We start from the raw sequence: 15,413 nt of genomic DNA, 5'->3' as shown, positions 1-15,413 counted from the left end.
GCGGCACCCCGGGCCCTGCACGACGCGGCGGTGGCGGTGGCGGACACTGGACCGGTCAGCAGGATCGAGGGGCCGGCAGCGCGGGCGGGCCGGCGACGGAGAGGCGGGCGTATGACCGACAGGATCACCGTGGGCGTGGACGGATCCCCCGAGAGCCGGGCCGCGCTGGCCTGGGCGGGCAGGGAAGCCGTCCGCCGCGGGCTGCCCCTGCGCGCGGTGTACGCCTGGCAGTGGTCCCACCACGAACTGCTCGGCGGCGCGGACCGGGACGAGCAGGCGCGCTGGGCACGGGACATGGCCGAGGACGCGGCCCGCACCGTCACCGACCGGCACCCGGACCTGCCGGTGACGACCGAGGTACTGGACGGCGGCGCCGTCGACTCGCTGCTGGCCGAGGCCGCGGCGGCCCGGACCCTGGTCCTCGGATCCCGGGGACACGGCACGATCGTCGGCTTCCTGCTCGGTTCCGTCGGCCAGCAGGTGATCGCCGAGGCCCCGTGCCCGGTCGTCCTGGTGCGGGCCGGTGACCGCGCCGCGTCCGAAGCGGGCGGCCGGGAGATCGTCGTGGGCCAGCAGGGCGGTCCGGACGACAGCGCGGCCGGCCTTCGGTTCGCCTTCGAGACGGCGGCGGCGCGCGGTGCCGGGGTGCGCGCCGTACGGGCGTGGAGCCTGCCGCCGGTGTTCGCCTACAGCCCCGGCTCGCTGAAGCTGCTGGACGAGGCCGGGGGCCTGGAGCCTTACGAGAAGAAGGCGCTCACCGAGGCGCTCCAGCCGTGGCGGGAGCGCTTCCCCGACGTGCCCGTCACCCCGCACGTCGAGATGGGCAGCGCCGGGCAGGTCCTGCTGGCGCTGGCCGACCGGGCCCAGCTGATGGTCGTCGGTCGCCGCGCACACCACTCGGCGGTAGGGGCACGGATCGGTTCGGTCACCCACGCGGTGATGCATCACGCGCCATGCCCGGTGGCGGTGGTTCCGCACTCCTGACCCGGGGGTACGGGCTGACCCCGCGCCGGCACGGGCGGGGCCCTCGGGAGCGTTCAAGTCTGTCCACGATCAAGGTGGAGGGCCCCGCGTCAGCTGACCCGAAGACCGACCGCCAGCGTCAGTTCGAGGACCCGGTGTGGCGATGCGAGATCCGGAAACAGCTCCCGCAGCTGCGACATCCGGTACCGGACTGTCTGGGGATGGACGAACAACGCCGCCGCCGCCTCGTCCCGCCTGCCCTGGTGCAGCAGCCACGCCCGCAACGTCTCCTCCAGCCGCCGTGCGGTGGCGACAGGCAAGGTCCGCAACGGTGCGAGGGCTCGGGCACGCAGGTCTGCGAACGCCTCCGCGTCGGCGCTCAGCACCAGCTCGGGCAGGTGGTCCTCGGTGTCGCGAATATCGGAGGAGAGGGAGCGCGCGCGTGCGGCTCGTGCGTACGAGGCGGACGCACGAGTCCATGGCCGGGCCGGGCCGACCACGGCGGTGCGGTCGGTCAGCTGCCGCAAGAGATGCGATCGGTCGGCATCGGGGACGAGCAGCACACCGGTGGCGTCCGGCAGATCGTCGAGGACGAGGGTGCCCGGGTCGAGCGTGCGGTAGGCAGGCCGGGCCTGGGCCGCGGGCAGCAGGACCGCGGTCAGTGAAACCGGAGGGTGCCACCCGGCCCGTTGAACAGAGGCCAGCAGCACGTCCGGGCTCGCGTCGGCGAGGAGGTCGCGGGCCAGGTGTTCCAGGTGGCGCTCGTGGGCCCTGCCCCGGGCGGCCAGTTCGTCGGCGTGGCCCGCGGCGCTCGCGGCGGAGAGCTCGTCGATGTAGGCGAAGGTCAGCTCGGCGAACTTGGCGACCTCGGCGGCGGGCAGACCTGCGGGTACGGCACCCGCTGCCAGGCATCGCCAGGCCACCCGGGCGCCGACGCGGTAGGCGCTGAGCAGGGCGTCCATCGAACGGCCGTCGCGGACCTCGCCGCGGCCCAGCTCGTAGGCTGCGTCACCGGCGTCGCCGCCTGTGGCGTTTCCGCTCGCGAGGTCCAGGTAGTGCCCCAGGGCGGTGCGGACGGCTCGGCGGATGGTGCCGCCCATGCGGCCCGAAAGGGCGTTGGCGTAGGGAGGGACCTCGTCGATGATCGCCTGGACGACCTCGTCGGCGGTGGTCTTCACCGCGGCCCGAAGTGCGGTGACCGTCGTCTCATCGAGGGCCAGTTCGCTGGCCCTCCGGATTGCATGACTCACGTTTCTGTTCCCTGCGAACAATTCAGCCGACCAGATTTACGTCCTGCGGTCAGGACTTTACGCCCTGAGGCACAGCAAGCTGGAGTCATGACGAGTGCAGCCCTCCGCAGCAGGGCGTGGAAACTGCTGGAGATGGTCACGACGCCGCTGCTGCCGTCGGACTACCTCGACCTGGTCAGCCCGCTGCGCGCGGGCGCTGACCTGCGTGGCCGCATCGAGGCCGTGCACCCCGAGACGGGTGACGCCGCGACCGTCGTGATCAGGCCGGGACGGGGCTGGCGCGGCCACACGGCCGGTCAGTACGTGCGGATCGGGGTCGACGTAGAGGGGGTGCGCCTGTGGCGTGCCTACTCCATCACCTCGCCGACGGACCGCCAGGACGGCCGCCTCACGATCACCGTGAAGGCGATCCCGGACGGCAAGGTCAGCAACCACCTGGTCCGCAGGGCGAAACCGGGCACGCTGATCCATCTCGACCAGCCGACCGGTGACTTCGTGCTGCCGCGGGCCAAGCCCGCCAAGGTGCTCTACCTGACGGCCGGCAGCGGCATCACGCCCGTGATGGGCATGCTGCGCGACACCGGGTTCGACGACGTCGTCATGGTCCACTCCGCGCCACAGCCGCGCGACGTGATCTTCCGCGACGAACTGCACGACCTGGTCGCGGACAAGAAGCTGCGGCTGACCGAGGTGCACACCGACACGGACGGCATGCTCGACATCGCCCGTCTCGACGAACTCGTGCCCGACTGGGCCGAGCGCGAGACCTGGGCCTGCGGGCCCGCGGGCCTGCTCGACGCCGCCGAAAAGCACTGGACCGAGCACGGCGTGCCAGAGCGCCTGCACACCGAGCGCTTCCGCCCCAGCATCGTCGTCGCCGGTGACGGCGGCGAGGTCACCTTCAGTGCCACCGGCAGGACCGTCGACGCGGACGGCGGCACGCCGTTGCTGGACATCGGCGAGGAGGCCGGCGTGCTCATGCCCTCCGGGTGCCGCATGGGCATCTGCTTCGGCTGCGTCTCGCCGCTCAAGGCGGGCGCCGTCCGCGACCTGCGCACCGGCGAGATCACCGAGGCCGAGCCGGGCGTCCTCATCCAGACCTGCGTGTCCGCCGCCGCGGGCCCCTGTGACATCGAACGGTAGGAGCACCTTGACCGCCATCGACCCCACCGCCCACCTGACCGCGGAGCAGATCGAGGAGCTCGGCCGCGAACTGGACGCGATCCGCGACGAGGTGATCGCCAGCCGTGGTGAGAAGGACGCCGCCTACATCCGCAAGGTCATCTCGGCGCAGCGCAAGCTCGAACTGGTCAGCAGGGGCGTGCTGTTGTTCTCGATCTTCCCGCCCGCGTGGCTGATCGGCACCGCCGGTCTGTCCGTGGCGAAGATCATGGACAACATGGAGATCGGCCACAACATCCTGCACGGCCAGTGGGACTGGATGCGGGACCCGAAGATCCACTCCACCACCTGGGAGTGGGACCACGTCTCGCCGGCCGACCAGTGGAAGCACTCGCACAACGAGCTGCACCACACGTACACCAACGTGATCGGCAAGGACAACGACCTCGGCTACGGCATCATGCGCGTCGACGAGGACCAGAAGTGGCACCCCTTCCACCTCGGCCAGCCGCTGTGGAACTTCCTCAACGCCTGCTTCTTCGAGTACGGCATCGCCGCGTACGACCTGGAGCTCGGCAAGAACCTGCACAAGCGCCGCCGCAAGAACCCGGAGTTCCGCGCGCGGGCCAAGGCCGTGGGCCGCAAGATCCGCAAGCAGGTGCTCAAGGACTACGTGATCCACCCGTTGCTGTCGGGCCCGTCGTTCCTCACCACGCTCGCCGCCACGTTCACCGCGAACCTGGTCCGCAACATCTGGTCCCACTCGGTGATCATGTGCGGGCACTTCCCCGAGGGCGTGCAGGTCTTCGAGCGCCGGTCGATCAAGGGCGAGACGCGCGGCCAGTGGTACCTGCGCCAGATGATGGGCTCGGCGAACATCAGCGGCAGCAGGGCCATGCACTTCATGACCGGCAACCTGTCGCACCAGATCGAGCACCACCTGTTCCCGGACCTGCCGAGCAACCGGTACGCCGAGGTCGCGGTGAAGGTGCGCGCGCTGTTCGAAAAGTACGAGCTGGAGTACGTCACCGGGCCGCTGCCCAAGCAGGTGTTCTCCGCGTGGCGCAAGGTCTTCCGGCTCTCGCTGCCGAACAAGAAGCCCAAGGTCAAGACGCCGGACCGCGAGCAGGAGCTCGTCGCGGCCTGATTCCCGGTACTGGTTCAGATCTTCGGCCGTACCGGCGGCACCGCCGGGTTCGGTGAGATCCGTCGCGGACGGTGGGCGGCCGCGACATCAGACCGTACGACACGGGATCCGGGCAGCGGTCGAGCACGGTCTTGCGGCTCGCCGGCTTCTCCCATCCCGATGCGCTCCGGCTGCCGCACCAGGAGGTGGAGGAGATGGCCGGCCGGCGGCCGGGAGGTGGCCCGCCTCCTGCTGCAGGACCATCTCGACCTGCGCGCTGAGCAGGAAGAACGGGCACTGTCAGTGCTGGATGCGCCCGGCCGGCCCCGGCTCGGCCGCGGGCGCAGGCGCCTGGAGAGGTGCCACCAGTGCGAGTTGGCCACGGTGGTCGGGACGGTGACGGTGACCCGGTGCGCGCCGCGGGGCTGCCCAGCCTCTGCCCGGCCCACGCACATCTCGCACTGCCACGCGAGCGGCACACCAGCACTAGGCGCCGGTGGCGCGTAGCGAGCGGGGAAGACCGAAGCGGGGGAGCAGGCTGTTGTCGACGAAGCGGGTCAGCGCCGAGACGCGTTGGCCGGACAGGGTGAGGACGAGCAGACCGTGGGCGTGCGCGATCGGCGTCCTCGGATCGACGAGGTAAACGCCGTAGGCGGGCTGGCCGTTGGCGTGCGTGGGTACCAGCCGGAAACGGCGGCCGTCGCGCAGCGCGACCGTCCTGAGGAAGTGACCGATGGCCTCCAGTCCCTGGTACTCGTACGGCAGCGGCGGCATCGTCAGCCACGCGTCGTCGGTGAGCAGGGCGAGGATCGCGTCGACGTCGGCGCGTTCGAAGGCGAGGGAGAGGTCGTCAACGAGCTTGCGTTCGCGGGGTGAGTACGGCAGCTCCGCCTCGGCGTGGGCGTCCGCGGGCAGCCGGGTCGCGAGCGTGGCGCGGGCGCGTTTCAGCGCGCTGGTGACCGAGTCGACGCTGGTGTCGAGCATTCCGGCGACCTCGGCCGCGCGGAAACCGAGCACGTCCCGTAGGACCAGCACCGCCCGCTGCCGGGGCGGCAGGTGCTGCAGCGCGACGAGGAACGCCAGGGAGACCGCCTCCTTGGTCTCGTAATGGGCCTCCGGTCCGGGCGCGGCGTCCGGCAGCCCGGCGAGCAGCACGTCCGGATAGGGCTCAAGCCAGCTGGGGTCGCCGCGGCGGGTGGGTTCGGGCAACGGAACCTCCAAGCGGTACGCCCAGCCCTCGCCGGGTCGGCGGCTGCCGTCCCGCAGTGCGTTCAGGCAGCGGTTGGTCGCGATCCGGTACAGCCAGGAGCGCAGCGACGACCGCTCCTCGAACCCGTCGAGTCCGCGCCAGGCCGCGAGCAGGGTTTCCTGCAGAAGGTCCTCCGCGTCCTGCACCGAGCCGAGGATGCGGTAGCAGTGCACCTGCAGCTCGCGTCGGTAGGGCTCGGTGAGCTCACGGAACGCCTGCCCGTCGCCCGCCCGCGCCCGCTCCAGCGTGCGTGTCGACATCGGCATCGGCGTCTCCTCGCTCGGCATTACGTCGCCTCCCAGGCTCCGGTTCGTCGGTTGGGGTAGTTCGGGTCCGTCGACAGTTATGACACCCACGGCGGCCGAAACTGGTCGCCGAGTCCCGACCGTCCGCAAAATCCGCAGCCGATCGCAGAGTCCGCGACCGTTCGCCGCCCAGTTTCCGGACCGCCCCGTGTCTCCACCACCGACAGCACGACTGCAGACACATGGCGACGGGAGCACCAGTGAAGAGCAACGAGAAGTCCGTCACGGCGGCGCAGCGGTGGACGCTCGCGCTGGCGTCGGTGGGTTCGTTCATGGTCGTCCTCGACCTGCTGGTGGTGGCCACGGCGCTGACCGCGATCCAGCGCGACCTGCACGCGTCGATCGAGGACCTGGAGTGGACGATCAACGCGTACACCCTCAGTTTCGCGGCCCTGCTGATGACCGCGTCGTCGCTCGGCGACCGCTTCGGCCGCAGGCGGCTGTTCGTCGCCGGGCTCACCCTGTTCTCCGTGGCGTCGGCCGCATGCGCGCTGGCCCCCAGTACTGGGACCCTGATCGCGGCGCGCGCCGTCCAGGGCATCGGCGCGGCGACCGTCATGCCGCTCGCCCTGGCCCTGCTGAACGCCGCGTTCCCGCCCGAGCGGCGCGGCTGGGCGCTCGGCATCTACGGCAGCGTCACCGGCCTCGCTGTGCTGCTCGGCCCGGTCCTGGGCGGCGTGATCACCGAGGGACTGGCCTGGCAGTGGATCTTCTGGCTGAACGTGCCGGTCGGCCTGGCCCCGATCCCCTCCGTACTCGCCCGGATCAAGGAGGGCTTTGGCCAGGGCACGGCGGTGGACTTCCCGGGCCTGCTGCTCTTCACCCTGGCCGCGTTCGGACTCGTCTGGGGCCTGGTCCGGGTGGATGCGGCGGGCTGGGGCAGTGCGGAGGTGACGGGCGCGCTGGCCGGGGGAGCGGTCCTGGTCGCTGTCTTCCTGGTGTGGCAGTCCCGGGCCCGTACGCCGATGCTGCCGCTGCGGCTGTTCCGCTCCCGGGCGTTCTCGGCGGGCAACGCAGTGATGTTCCTGCTCAGCGGCTCGATGTCCGCCTCGGTGTTCTTCATCGCCCAGTATCAGCAAGTCGCCCTGGGTCAGGGCCCGTTGGGCGCCGGTCTGCGGCTGCTCCCGTGGGGCACCTTCGTGGTCCTGCTCGCCTCACGCACCGGAGCACTCGCCGACCGCTGGGGCGAACGCTCCCTCGTCGTCGGCGGCCTTGCCCTGCAGACCATCGGCACGGCCTGGATCGCCCTCATCGCCGCCCCGCACCTCTCCTACGCGCCGCAGGTCGTCCCGCTGAGCCTCGCGGGCATCGGCTTCGCCCTGGCGATCCCCGCCGTCACCAAAGCGGTGGTCAGCACCAGCACGCCCGCCGACATCGGCAAGGCCTCCGGCGCCTACAGCACGATGCGACAGCTCGGCGGAGCCTTCGGCGTCGCGATCACCGCCGCGGTCTTCGCCGCCACCGGTGGCTACACCTCGGCCGCTGTCTTCAGTGACGGCTTCGGAGCGGCAATGGCGGTGGCCGCCGGCCTCGGCGTCGCCGCAACGCTGGCGGGCACCTTGCTTCCGCCGTCGCGGCGACCGGTTCTGCGCGCCCCGACGGGAGCACCGGCCGAGGCAGACCGGATGGACATCTCGTAACCGGCGGCCACAAGGAGGCGGTTCAACAGATGCCGAAGAGGCTCGGTCGAGCCCCTTCGAACTGTCCGAGGTCCTGCGCGGCCGGCCGCCGGTCCTGGCGAACCGGGGCAGGCCCTGGGCAGGCCTTCTTGGTCTTCGGTAATGGGGTGTCCTGCGGACTGTCATGCAGCTACCCGCGGCGGCGTGGTCGCCGGCACCCTTCACGCTCGTCGCCGTATCGTACTGATCTTCCGGCTGCGCGCGCGGGTCACCGGCGGGCGCCTGCGCCTGTCCGTGACCGAGGAGGGACCCGGCTTCCCGGCCGACTTTCTCCCGCGCACCTTCGACCGCTTCACCCGCGCTGAGGCCAGCCGCACCACCCCCGGCACTGGCCTCGGCCTTGCCCTCCGAGCCGGGATGACCATTCGCTTCGCGATCTGGGAACAGATCACCGGCGCGTCGGCCTGGCCACCACGATCTGAGCACAGGCCCCGAACCGGGCCCAACCACGCCCCGACGCACCGTCAGACACCCACGCGCCCAACAACATGACAGCGCCTGTCAGAAGTTTCGACAGACCGCGATCCGGGCCGTCAGGGTCGTGCGGCCCGCTGTGCGTGTACCTGCGTTCCGCAGCGGGGTACCACTACCCACTGGAGGGCTACGCACCTAGTACAACAAGTCCAGCACCACCCTGTGCACGACGTGGGGCGCATACAGGCGAATCAAGACGACGTCGATCTACGCCTACTGAGCCCGTTCGCAGGGCGGCCGGCGGCCAACCGATCTTCGTGACCCAGGCGGAGTCCGACCGGTGGATGGCCGACGAGGACGCTGTGTTGAGATTCGGCCGGATCGGCAGCCGTGGCGCTGGCCTGGAGAACAGCAGCTCATTCAGCTGCGGCAGCACATCGTTCACAGCGAAGGACCGTCAACCACCACCCGAACCCGGGCTGAGGAACCCGCCAAGGTCGGCTGAGTGCGGTAGCTGCCGATCTTGACTTGAGCGACGAGGGGGTGAGCGATACCGCTCGGGATCTCCGTCGACTGGGCGGCGGTCGAGGGAGAACTGGGTGTCTCGCTGCCGGCGGACTACAAGGAGCTCTACGAGGTGTTCGGGAGCAATGCTCATGACCTGTGGATCGGCCTCGGGTTGGGCGCAAAGGGCGTACCTTCCCGAGTGATCGACTTTTGGTCATCGAGCAGGATGCCGGTCAGCGGTAGGTGTTGTTGCTGACGTGGTCGCCCGCGAGCCAGGAGGCCAGTTCAGCGTGGGCGGTGGCGCGGCGTTCCGCGTCGCTGTCCTCGATGCCCGGCGCGTCCAGGGTGAATTCGAGAAGCAGGCCGTTGGGGTCGGTGGTGTAGAGGGAGCGGCAGTAGCCGTGTTCCAGTACGTAGGTGTCGTCGGGCCGCCAGTCGGCCTTGTCGAGCCGTTCGGCGATCGCGGTCTGCACCGCTTCGGTGACCTTGAGCGCGATGTGCTGGAACGGCGAGTGCGGCATCAGGGGGCCGAACTGCTTCTGGTCCTCGGGATCGGCGAACTGAAAGAACGCGAGTGCGCTGCCGTCGCCCAGGCCGTAGAAGGTATGGCAGTACGTGCGCACCGCGCCGAAGAGCTCGTCGGACTCCTTCCAGGTCGCGACGAGAGGCAGGCCGATGAGGTCCTCGTAGAAGGCTCGGGTGGCCTCCTGGTCGGGAGTGACGTAGGCGTTGTGGTGCAGCCGCGAGGGCAGGGCCGCGGCAACAGGTCCGGACGGGGGCGCGGTGGAAGCCTGGGTCATTGTCGACTCTCCTTTGAGTTTCCATGGCTCGGAGACGGTGGGAAATCATCGGACACATGTCCGCTGTGCGGGCACTCTTCGATACCTTCTTGCTTGCAGCCCTCGGCGTCAAGGTTGTTGCACGCGTCGAGTGCGGGAAGGCGACCGCTGGGCGGAAGGCGGTCCGGGCTGCGGACGAGCGGCAGTAACCTGGGGCGACCTGCAGTCGAGCGACTTGGGAGGCGCAGCGTATGCCGCGCACGGGTACCGGACCGGATTTCATCGAGGCGCTGGCCCGAGGGCTGGACGTGATCGTGGCCTTCGCCCCGCAACGGCCGGTGATGTCGCTGTCGGAGGTGGCGGCGGCGACCGGTCTGGCCCGGCCGACGGCGCGCCGGATCCTGTTGACGCTCGAGGAGCTCGGCTACGTCCGCACCTCGGACAAGGGGTTCACGCTGACCCCTCGCGTGCTCGACCTCGGTACGGCGTACGTCCGCTCGCTGGGGCTGTGGGACGTCGCCAGGCCGCACATGGAGCAGTTGGTGGCAAGGACGCGCGAATCCTGCTCGATCGCGCAGCTCGACGGCAGTGACATCGTGTACGTCGCTCGGGTGGCGGTGCCGAAGATCGTGACGCTCGCGGTGCAGATCGGTACCCGTTTCCCGGCACTGCAGACCTCGCTGGGCAAAGTGCTGCTGGCGGCGCTGGAGCCGGAGCGGCTGGAGAAGGTGTTGGCCGAGCCGACTCGGTCCGGGCTCACTCCCCTGTGGCAGCCCGGTCCGGAGGAGCGGGACGGGGTCCTGCGTGAGGTACGGGCCCGCGGCTGGGCGCTGGCCGACGAGGACCTGGCGCTGGGCATCCGCTCGGTCGCGGTGCCGTTGCGAGACGGTGAGGGACGGGTGATCGCGGCCATCAACGTCAACGCCCATGCCGCCGAGACCTCGGTGCGGACGCTGCTGGACGACCACCTGCCGCTCCTGCTGCACGCGGCGGGCGAGATCGGCTGCGACTTCGCCCGGTTGGCCTCCGTCCCGCACGCTGTGGCAGGCCCCCGGCCCTGATCCCCCCGTTGGGACCCTGCGCTGCTGCCGGCCGGTGAAATGCTCTCCGCCCCCTCGCCGGGGCGTGTTCGGCGTGCCACAATCGTCGATCAACGGACAAGTGTCCGCTGTGCGGTCGCGGAGGGATGGTTCCATGAAGATACCCACACGGTCAGCAGCACCGGGCCAGGGCGGCGGTCCGTTGTCCGGGGTGCTGGTGGCGGACTTCTCGCGGGTGCTGGCAGGCCCGTACGCGACCATGCTGCTGGCCGATCTCGGAGCCGAGGTGGTCAAGGTCGAGTCACCCGGCGGTGACGAGACCCGGACCTGGGTGCCGCCGACCCGCGGCGAGACGTCCACCTACTACCTGGGAGTCAACCGCAACAAGCGCTCCATCGCTCTGGACCTGCGCGATGAGGCGGATGCCACGGCGGCACGTGAGCTGGCATACCGGGCGGACGTCGTGATCGAGAACTTCAAGCCCGGCGCACTGACCAAGTTCGGCCTGGACTTCGACAGCGTCGCGGCGGCGAACCCCGGCGTGGTCTACGCCTCCATCAGTGGCTTCGGGCCCGGTGCCGGCCGCCACGTACCCGGTTACGACCTGATGGTGCAGGCGATCTCCGGCTTGATGAGCCTGACCGGCGACCCGGAGGGAGAGCCCTACCGGGCCGGCATCTCGGTCTTCGACGTGATGGCCGGCAACCACGCGACCATCGGAATTCTCGCGGCGCTACGGCACCGCGACGCGACCGGCCGCGGCCAGCATGTCGAGGTCAACCTGCTCTCCTCGGCACTGTCCGGCCTGGTCAACCACAGTTCCGCCTACGTGGCCGGCGGCACCGTGCCCTATCGGATGGGCAACGCCCACCCCAGCGTCTTCCCCTACGAGCCCCTCCCCACCGCCGACCGCGCCCTGATCGTCGCCGCCGCCAACGATGGACAGTTCCGGCGCCTGTGCGAGGTGCTCGGCATCCCCGAGACGGCCGACGACCCGCGGTTCGCGCGCAACAAGGACCGCACCGCCCGCCGTGCGGAGCTGCGGCCACTGCTGGTCGAACGACTGGCCACCCGTGGCGCGACCGAGTGGTTCGAAGCCCTCGTCGCAGCCGGGGTGCCGGCCGGGCCCATCAACACCATCGACGGCGGCTTCGCCATGGCCGAGCGCTTCGAACTCGACCCCGTGGTCCAGGTCGGGGAGGGCGAGCGGTCCGTGCCCATGGTCCGGCACCCCATCACCTTCTCCGCCACCCCGGCCCGCTACGAACTGCCGCCCCCCGAACTCGACGAGCACGGCCCGGAGTTGCGCAAGTGGCTCGCCGCACCACGGGACGCGCACGCGACACCGGAGGCTCACCGTGACTGACCAGCCGTCCTATCCCACCGCACTGGGCGCCGCCAACCGCACCACGATCACGCTGCTCGGCCAGGACCTGGCCCGCGACGTCATGGGCCAGGTGGGCTTCGGCGAACTCGCCTACTGGCTCGCCACCCAGCGCCGCCCCACCCCCGGCCAGGTACGGGTCTTCGAGGCAGTGCTGGCCGCGCTCGCCGACCATGGCTTCACCCCGACCGCGATCGTCACCCGCCTCACCTACCTGTCGGCGCCGGATTCGGTGCAGGGCGCTCTCGCCGCGGGCCTGCTGGGCGGTGGCTCCCGCTTCCTCGGCGTCACCGAGGACACCGGGACCTTCCTGCACGAGGTAATCGAGCGCCACCCGGGCCCGCTTCCGTCCCGCGAAGCGGACTGGGACGCTCTCGCGCTCACGACCGTACGTGAACTGCGGGAGGCCGGGCGGTTCGTGCCCGGACTGGGCCACCACGTCCACAAGGACGGCGATCCGCGCACCCCCCGGCTGATGGAGATCGCCGCGCAGGAAAAGCAGTTCGGCCCCCACCTGTCGCTGTTCGCGGCGATCGGCCGGACGCACCCGCAAGTGCTGGGCAAGACCCTGCCGTTGAACGGCGCCGGGGTGTGCGGCGCAGCGCTGGCGGACCTCGACCTGCCCGTCCCGCTCCTGCGTGGCTTCGCGCTGCTGGCCCGCACCGCCGGGCTGATCGGCCAGCTCGCCGAGGAGATGCGGAACCCGGTCGGCAACGACATCTTCCTCTCCGTCGACCTGAACAACCATTCCGTAGCCCCCGACCCGCACCCCGGGAACCGCCCGTGACCGCGCCGCCCGCGCGCGAGCCCCTCGTCCTGCTCGTGCACGGCGCCCACCACGGCGCCTGGTGCTGGGAGCCGGTGACCGACCGGCTGACGGCGGCCGGCGTGCGCAGCCACGCCATCGACCTCCCTCTCACCTCCTTCACCGATGACACCGATGCGGTGCGCGTCGCTGTACGCGAGGCGGAACGACAGGGCCCCGTACTGCTCGTCGCGCACAGCTACGGCGGACTGCCGGTCTCCGCCGGAGGGCAGGCCGCTGGGCGCCTGGTGTACGTCGCCGCGCGGATGCCGCTGCCCGGTGAGTCCCCCGCGCAGCTCACCCCGCACTGGAACGACCCAGCCTTCCACCAGGGCGTACAGACGGCCCCCGACGGCACGGCGACACTGCTGCCGGGAGCTCGGGACGTGCTCTACTCCGCCACGCCGCCGCAGTACGCCGCACGTGCGACGGCGCTGTGGCGGCCGATGCGTAGCCGGGTGCCACAGGCGTCCCTCGACAACCCCGCGTGGCTGACGGTCCCGAGCGCCTACGTCGTGTGTGCTGCGGACCGGGTCGTACGGCCCGCGGCACAGCGCGCCTGCGCCGCGCGAGCCACCACACGCATCGAACTCGATTGCGATCATTCGCCGTTCTACTCGGCACCCGAGCCGCTGGCCCGGTTCCTGGCCGCGCAGGCAACTCTCCTCGCCGAACCATCGTGAGCGGGAGGAGAAGCTCGACCTGATGGTCGTGTGGCCGGACGGGAATGCCGAGCCTGATGAGCATGGGCGCGTCAGCGCCGCGAGTTCCCCCGGTTGGGGTCGACGCACTGGTGGCCGAGCCCAGAGCGCTACCTGTTCATCGCGGGCGGCATCGGCATCACCCCGATCCTGGCCGTGATCCGCGCCGCCGAGGCCGCGGGCGCGGACTGGCGGCTCGTCTACGGCGGCCGGCAGCGTGCTTCGACGGCCTTCCTCGACGAACTCGCGGGCTACGGCGACCGCGTCACCGTATGGCCGCAGGACGACAAGGGACTTATCGACCTCGACGGCCTGCTCGGCGTGCCGCAGCCCGGTACGAAGGTCTACTGCTGTGGGCCCGAGCCGCTGTTGACCGCTGTCGAGCAGAAGTGCGCGGCCTGGCCCCAGGACGCGCTGCACGTCGAACGGTTCGTGGCCAAGCCGTTGTCCGAACCGGTCCTGAACGAGGCCTTCGAGATTCACCTCGCCCAGAGCGACCTCACGCTGACCGTTCCCCGGAGAAGTCCATCCTCACCGCGGTGGAGGACGCGGGGATCACGGTGCCGACAGTGCCGGTTGTAGTACGACAGGCGGCGGAACAGCTCCAGTCGAGTCTGCGTCTTCGATGTCCTGCGCCTTCCGTGGAGCAACTCGCGCTTGAGACCCTGGAGGAACGACTGGTGGCGACGTCAGCCACCAGCGCGTCATCACGTCGGGCATCGCCCCGTGCTCGCGAGACTCCGGACTCCTGGGGCGGTGGTCGTATTCGCGCACAAGGCGCCGGTTGTCCTCAGGCGCCGGAATGCCGGGGGAGGCGGGCACGGATCCGACCTCCCCCGTGCAGTCAGGGGCGAGGTGCGCGACGGTCCCGCCGTTGCTCGAGCTCCTCCGCGCTGACCGGAATGAGCATCGGCTGGCCGGGTGCGCAGAACATCGTCACGACGAATGCGGATTCGGCGTCGGCGAGGTTGTTGCCGTCCTGGTAGTGGATGACGTCGCCGCCCGGCTCCCAGAAGGTCTCGCCGGCCTTGAGGACGCGCGCCGGCTCGCCCTCCAGTTCGAAGATCATCTCGCCCTTGAGGACGTAGCCGTAGGCAGGGCCGGAGTGGCGGTGCGGCGGGGCGCCCTCGCAGCCCGGCGGGAGGGTGACCAGGAGTGTCATCGCCTCGGCGCCCTCGGGTATCTGCCGTGCGCCGGGTACGGAGCCGATCACGTCGATCTTGGGCGGCGGTGTGGTCGCGTTGGGGTTCTCGATGTGGTGCGAGTGTTCGGTGCTCATGAGTTTCCTCATCGTTCATGGTCGGTTGGATCTTCTTACGTTGGTTAAGACAGGGTGGAGTCGCGATGTGTGACAGCCCTCGCCACCGTCGGATGGCGACGCTGACGTGGCGGCCAAAACGAGCCTGATCGGCCTCACCGGAGTCCCGGCCGAGGAAGGTGCCGCGCACTGAAAGGGTGTTAAGTCCGTTCCCACTCGTTGCGTGATCGCTCGTTCGTGGTACTGATCGTCGTGCAGACCGGCAGTTCGGCATGCACATGCTGGGATGCGGGCATGGAGCGAAGACCGTATCCGAGCGACTTATCGGACGAGCCGTGGGCGTTGATCGAGCCGATGATCACGGCTTGGAAACAGGACCGGGTGGGGCGGTCGGCGACAGGAGACCCCGGGACCTGTGATCTCCAGGAGGTCGTGAACGCGATCTTCTACCAGAACCGGACGGGCTGTCAGTGGCGATATCCGCCCCATGACCTGTCGGCCTGGTCGGCGGTGTTCTACTACTTCACGCTGTGGCGCCAGGACGGCCTCGACCAGCGGATCAAGGAACTCCTGCGCTGCCAGGTGAGGGAGAAGGCCAGCCGATTAGCAGCTGTCGTCGTTCCGATCTTGAGGGGTGCGTGTCGAACGGGAGTCTCGATCGGGTGATCGAGGCTGTCTGCGGGCATGAGGACAGGGCCTCTTGGTAGCTCGGGGTTGTGAAGCCAACCGAGTTCCAGGAGACCCGGATCCCGCAGTGGTACGCGTTCGTGCCGGTGGAGTCCAACTCGGCTGCACCGGGGTGTGATTGTGTCGCTCACCGGTTCGGGAACG

General features: G+C 70.2%; 14 protein-coding genes and 1 pseudogene. 11 read left to right on the top strand and 4 right to left on the bottom strand.

Translation table 11 applies throughout. From position 1 onward, the window contains the following. The first annotated feature begins 111 nt into the window (after positions 1–111). Positions 112–984: a universal stress protein gene (locus ACZ69M_RS04240; protein WP_470046456.1), complete on the top strand. Its 873-nt coding sequence runs from the start codon at positions 112–114 to the stop codon at positions 982–984. An 89-nt stretch (positions 985–1,073) separates the two neighbouring features. Here ACZ69M_RS04240 and ACZ69M_RS04235 read toward each other — a convergent pair whose 3' ends face one another. Beyond that, positions 1,074–2,213: a PucR-like N-terminal domain-containing protein gene (locus tag ACZ69M_RS04235; protein ID WP_470046455.1), complete on the bottom strand. Its 1,140-nt coding sequence runs from the start codon at positions 2,211–2,213 to the stop codon at positions 1,074–1,076. An 87-nt stretch (positions 2,214–2,300) separates the two neighbouring features. Between ACZ69M_RS04235 and ACZ69M_RS04230 the strand changes: the two genes are divergently transcribed. Then, positions 2,301–3,356 carry a ferredoxin reductase gene (locus ACZ69M_RS04230; protein ID WP_470046454.1) on the top strand — a complete coding sequence of 352 codons (1,056 nt, stop codon included), beginning with the start codon at positions 2,301–2,303 and terminating at the stop codon, positions 3,354–3,356. 7 nt (positions 3,357–3,363) lie between these two features. Continuing rightward, positions 3,364–4,482: a fatty acid desaturase family protein gene (locus tag ACZ69M_RS04225; RefSeq protein ID WP_470046453.1), complete on the top strand. Its 1,119-nt coding sequence runs from the start codon at positions 3,364–3,366 to the stop codon at positions 4,480–4,482. 465 nt (positions 4,483–4,947) lie between these two features. Here ACZ69M_RS04225 and ACZ69M_RS04220 read toward each other — a convergent pair whose 3' ends face one another. Beyond that, positions 4,948–5,976, bottom strand: coding sequence for a sigma-70 family RNA polymerase sigma factor (locus ACZ69M_RS04220; RefSeq protein ID WP_470046452.1), 1,029 nt, complete (start codon positions 5,974–5,976; stop codon positions 4,948–4,950). A gap of 239 nt (positions 5,977–6,215) precedes the next feature. Here ACZ69M_RS04220 and ACZ69M_RS04215 point away from each other — a divergent pair, with 239 nt between their 5' ends. Together ACZ69M_RS04215 and ACZ69M_RS04210 are read left to right on the top strand one after the other, a co-directional pair. Continuing rightward, positions 6,216–7,655, top strand: a complete 1,440-nt coding sequence (locus ACZ69M_RS04215) for an MFS transporter (protein WP_470046451.1) — start codon at positions 6,216–6,218, stop codon at positions 7,653–7,655. A gap of 183 nt (positions 7,656–7,838) precedes the next feature. Next, positions 7,839–8,186 carry an ATP-binding protein gene (locus ACZ69M_RS04210; RefSeq protein WP_470046450.1) on the top strand — a complete coding sequence of 116 codons (348 nt, stop codon included), beginning with the start codon at positions 7,839–7,841 and terminating at the stop codon, positions 8,184–8,186. Positions 8,187–8,848: 662 nt separating this feature from the next. On the opposite strand, the gene ACZ69M_RS04205 is transcribed toward ACZ69M_RS04210, so the two are convergent. Then, positions 8,849–9,415, bottom strand: a complete 567-nt coding sequence (locus ACZ69M_RS04205) for a VOC family protein (protein ID WP_470046448.1) — start codon at positions 9,413–9,415, stop codon at positions 8,849–8,851. A 230-nt stretch (positions 9,416–9,645) separates the two neighbouring features. Here ACZ69M_RS04205 and ACZ69M_RS04200 point away from each other — a divergent pair, with 230 nt between their 5' ends. The 5 genes from ACZ69M_RS04200 (at position 9,646) to ACZ69M_RS04180 (ending at position 13,906) form a co-directional block, all read left to right on the top strand. Further along, positions 9,646–10,455 (top strand): IclR family transcriptional regulator domain-containing protein, encoded by an 810-nt coding sequence (locus ACZ69M_RS04200; RefSeq protein WP_470046446.1) that lies wholly within the window; start codon positions 9,646–9,648, stop codon positions 10,453–10,455. Positions 10,456–10,588: 133 nt separating this feature from the next. Continuing rightward, positions 10,589–11,800 carry a CaiB/BaiF CoA transferase family protein gene (locus ACZ69M_RS04195; RefSeq protein WP_470046444.1) on the top strand — a complete coding sequence of 404 codons (1,212 nt, stop codon included), beginning with the start codon at positions 10,589–10,591 and terminating at the stop codon, positions 11,798–11,800. Continuing rightward, positions 11,793–12,605 carry a citryl-CoA lyase gene (locus ACZ69M_RS04190; protein WP_470046442.1) on the top strand — a complete coding sequence of 271 codons (813 nt, stop codon included), beginning with the start codon at positions 11,793–11,795 and terminating at the stop codon, positions 12,603–12,605. Before ACZ69M_RS04195 ends, ACZ69M_RS04190 begins: the two co-directional genes overlap by 8 nt. After that, positions 12,602–13,306, top strand: coding sequence for an alpha/beta fold hydrolase (locus tag ACZ69M_RS04185; RefSeq protein WP_470046440.1), 705 nt, complete (start codon positions 12,602–12,604; stop codon positions 13,304–13,306). Before ACZ69M_RS04190 ends, ACZ69M_RS04185 begins: the two co-directional genes overlap by 4 nt. Before the next feature lie 174 nt (positions 13,307–13,480). After that, positions 13,481–13,906: a ferredoxin reductase domain-containing protein gene (locus ACZ69M_RS04180; protein ID WP_470047506.1), complete on the top strand. Its 426-nt coding sequence runs from the start codon at positions 13,481–13,483 to the stop codon at positions 13,904–13,906. A gap of 262 nt (positions 13,907–14,168) precedes the next feature. Here the strand turns inward: ACZ69M_RS04180 and ACZ69M_RS04175 are convergent, their stop codons facing one another. Further along, positions 14,169–14,603: a cupin domain-containing protein gene (locus tag ACZ69M_RS04175; protein ID WP_470046438.1), complete on the bottom strand. Its 435-nt coding sequence runs from the start codon at positions 14,601–14,603 to the stop codon at positions 14,169–14,171. A gap of 273 nt (positions 14,604–14,876) precedes the next feature. Here ACZ69M_RS04175 and ACZ69M_RS04170 point away from each other — a divergent pair. Then, a pseudogene (locus tag ACZ69M_RS04170) lies at positions 14,877–15,188 on the top strand (transposase); the annotation flags it as partial. Between the last annotated feature and the right edge of the window lie 225 nt (positions 15,189–15,413).

Source organism: Streptomyces sp. NPDC107454, from assembly GCF_055582885.1.
Note: the sequence above shows the minus strand (reverse complement) of the source record. Positions and strands in the feature narration are given on the sequence as shown.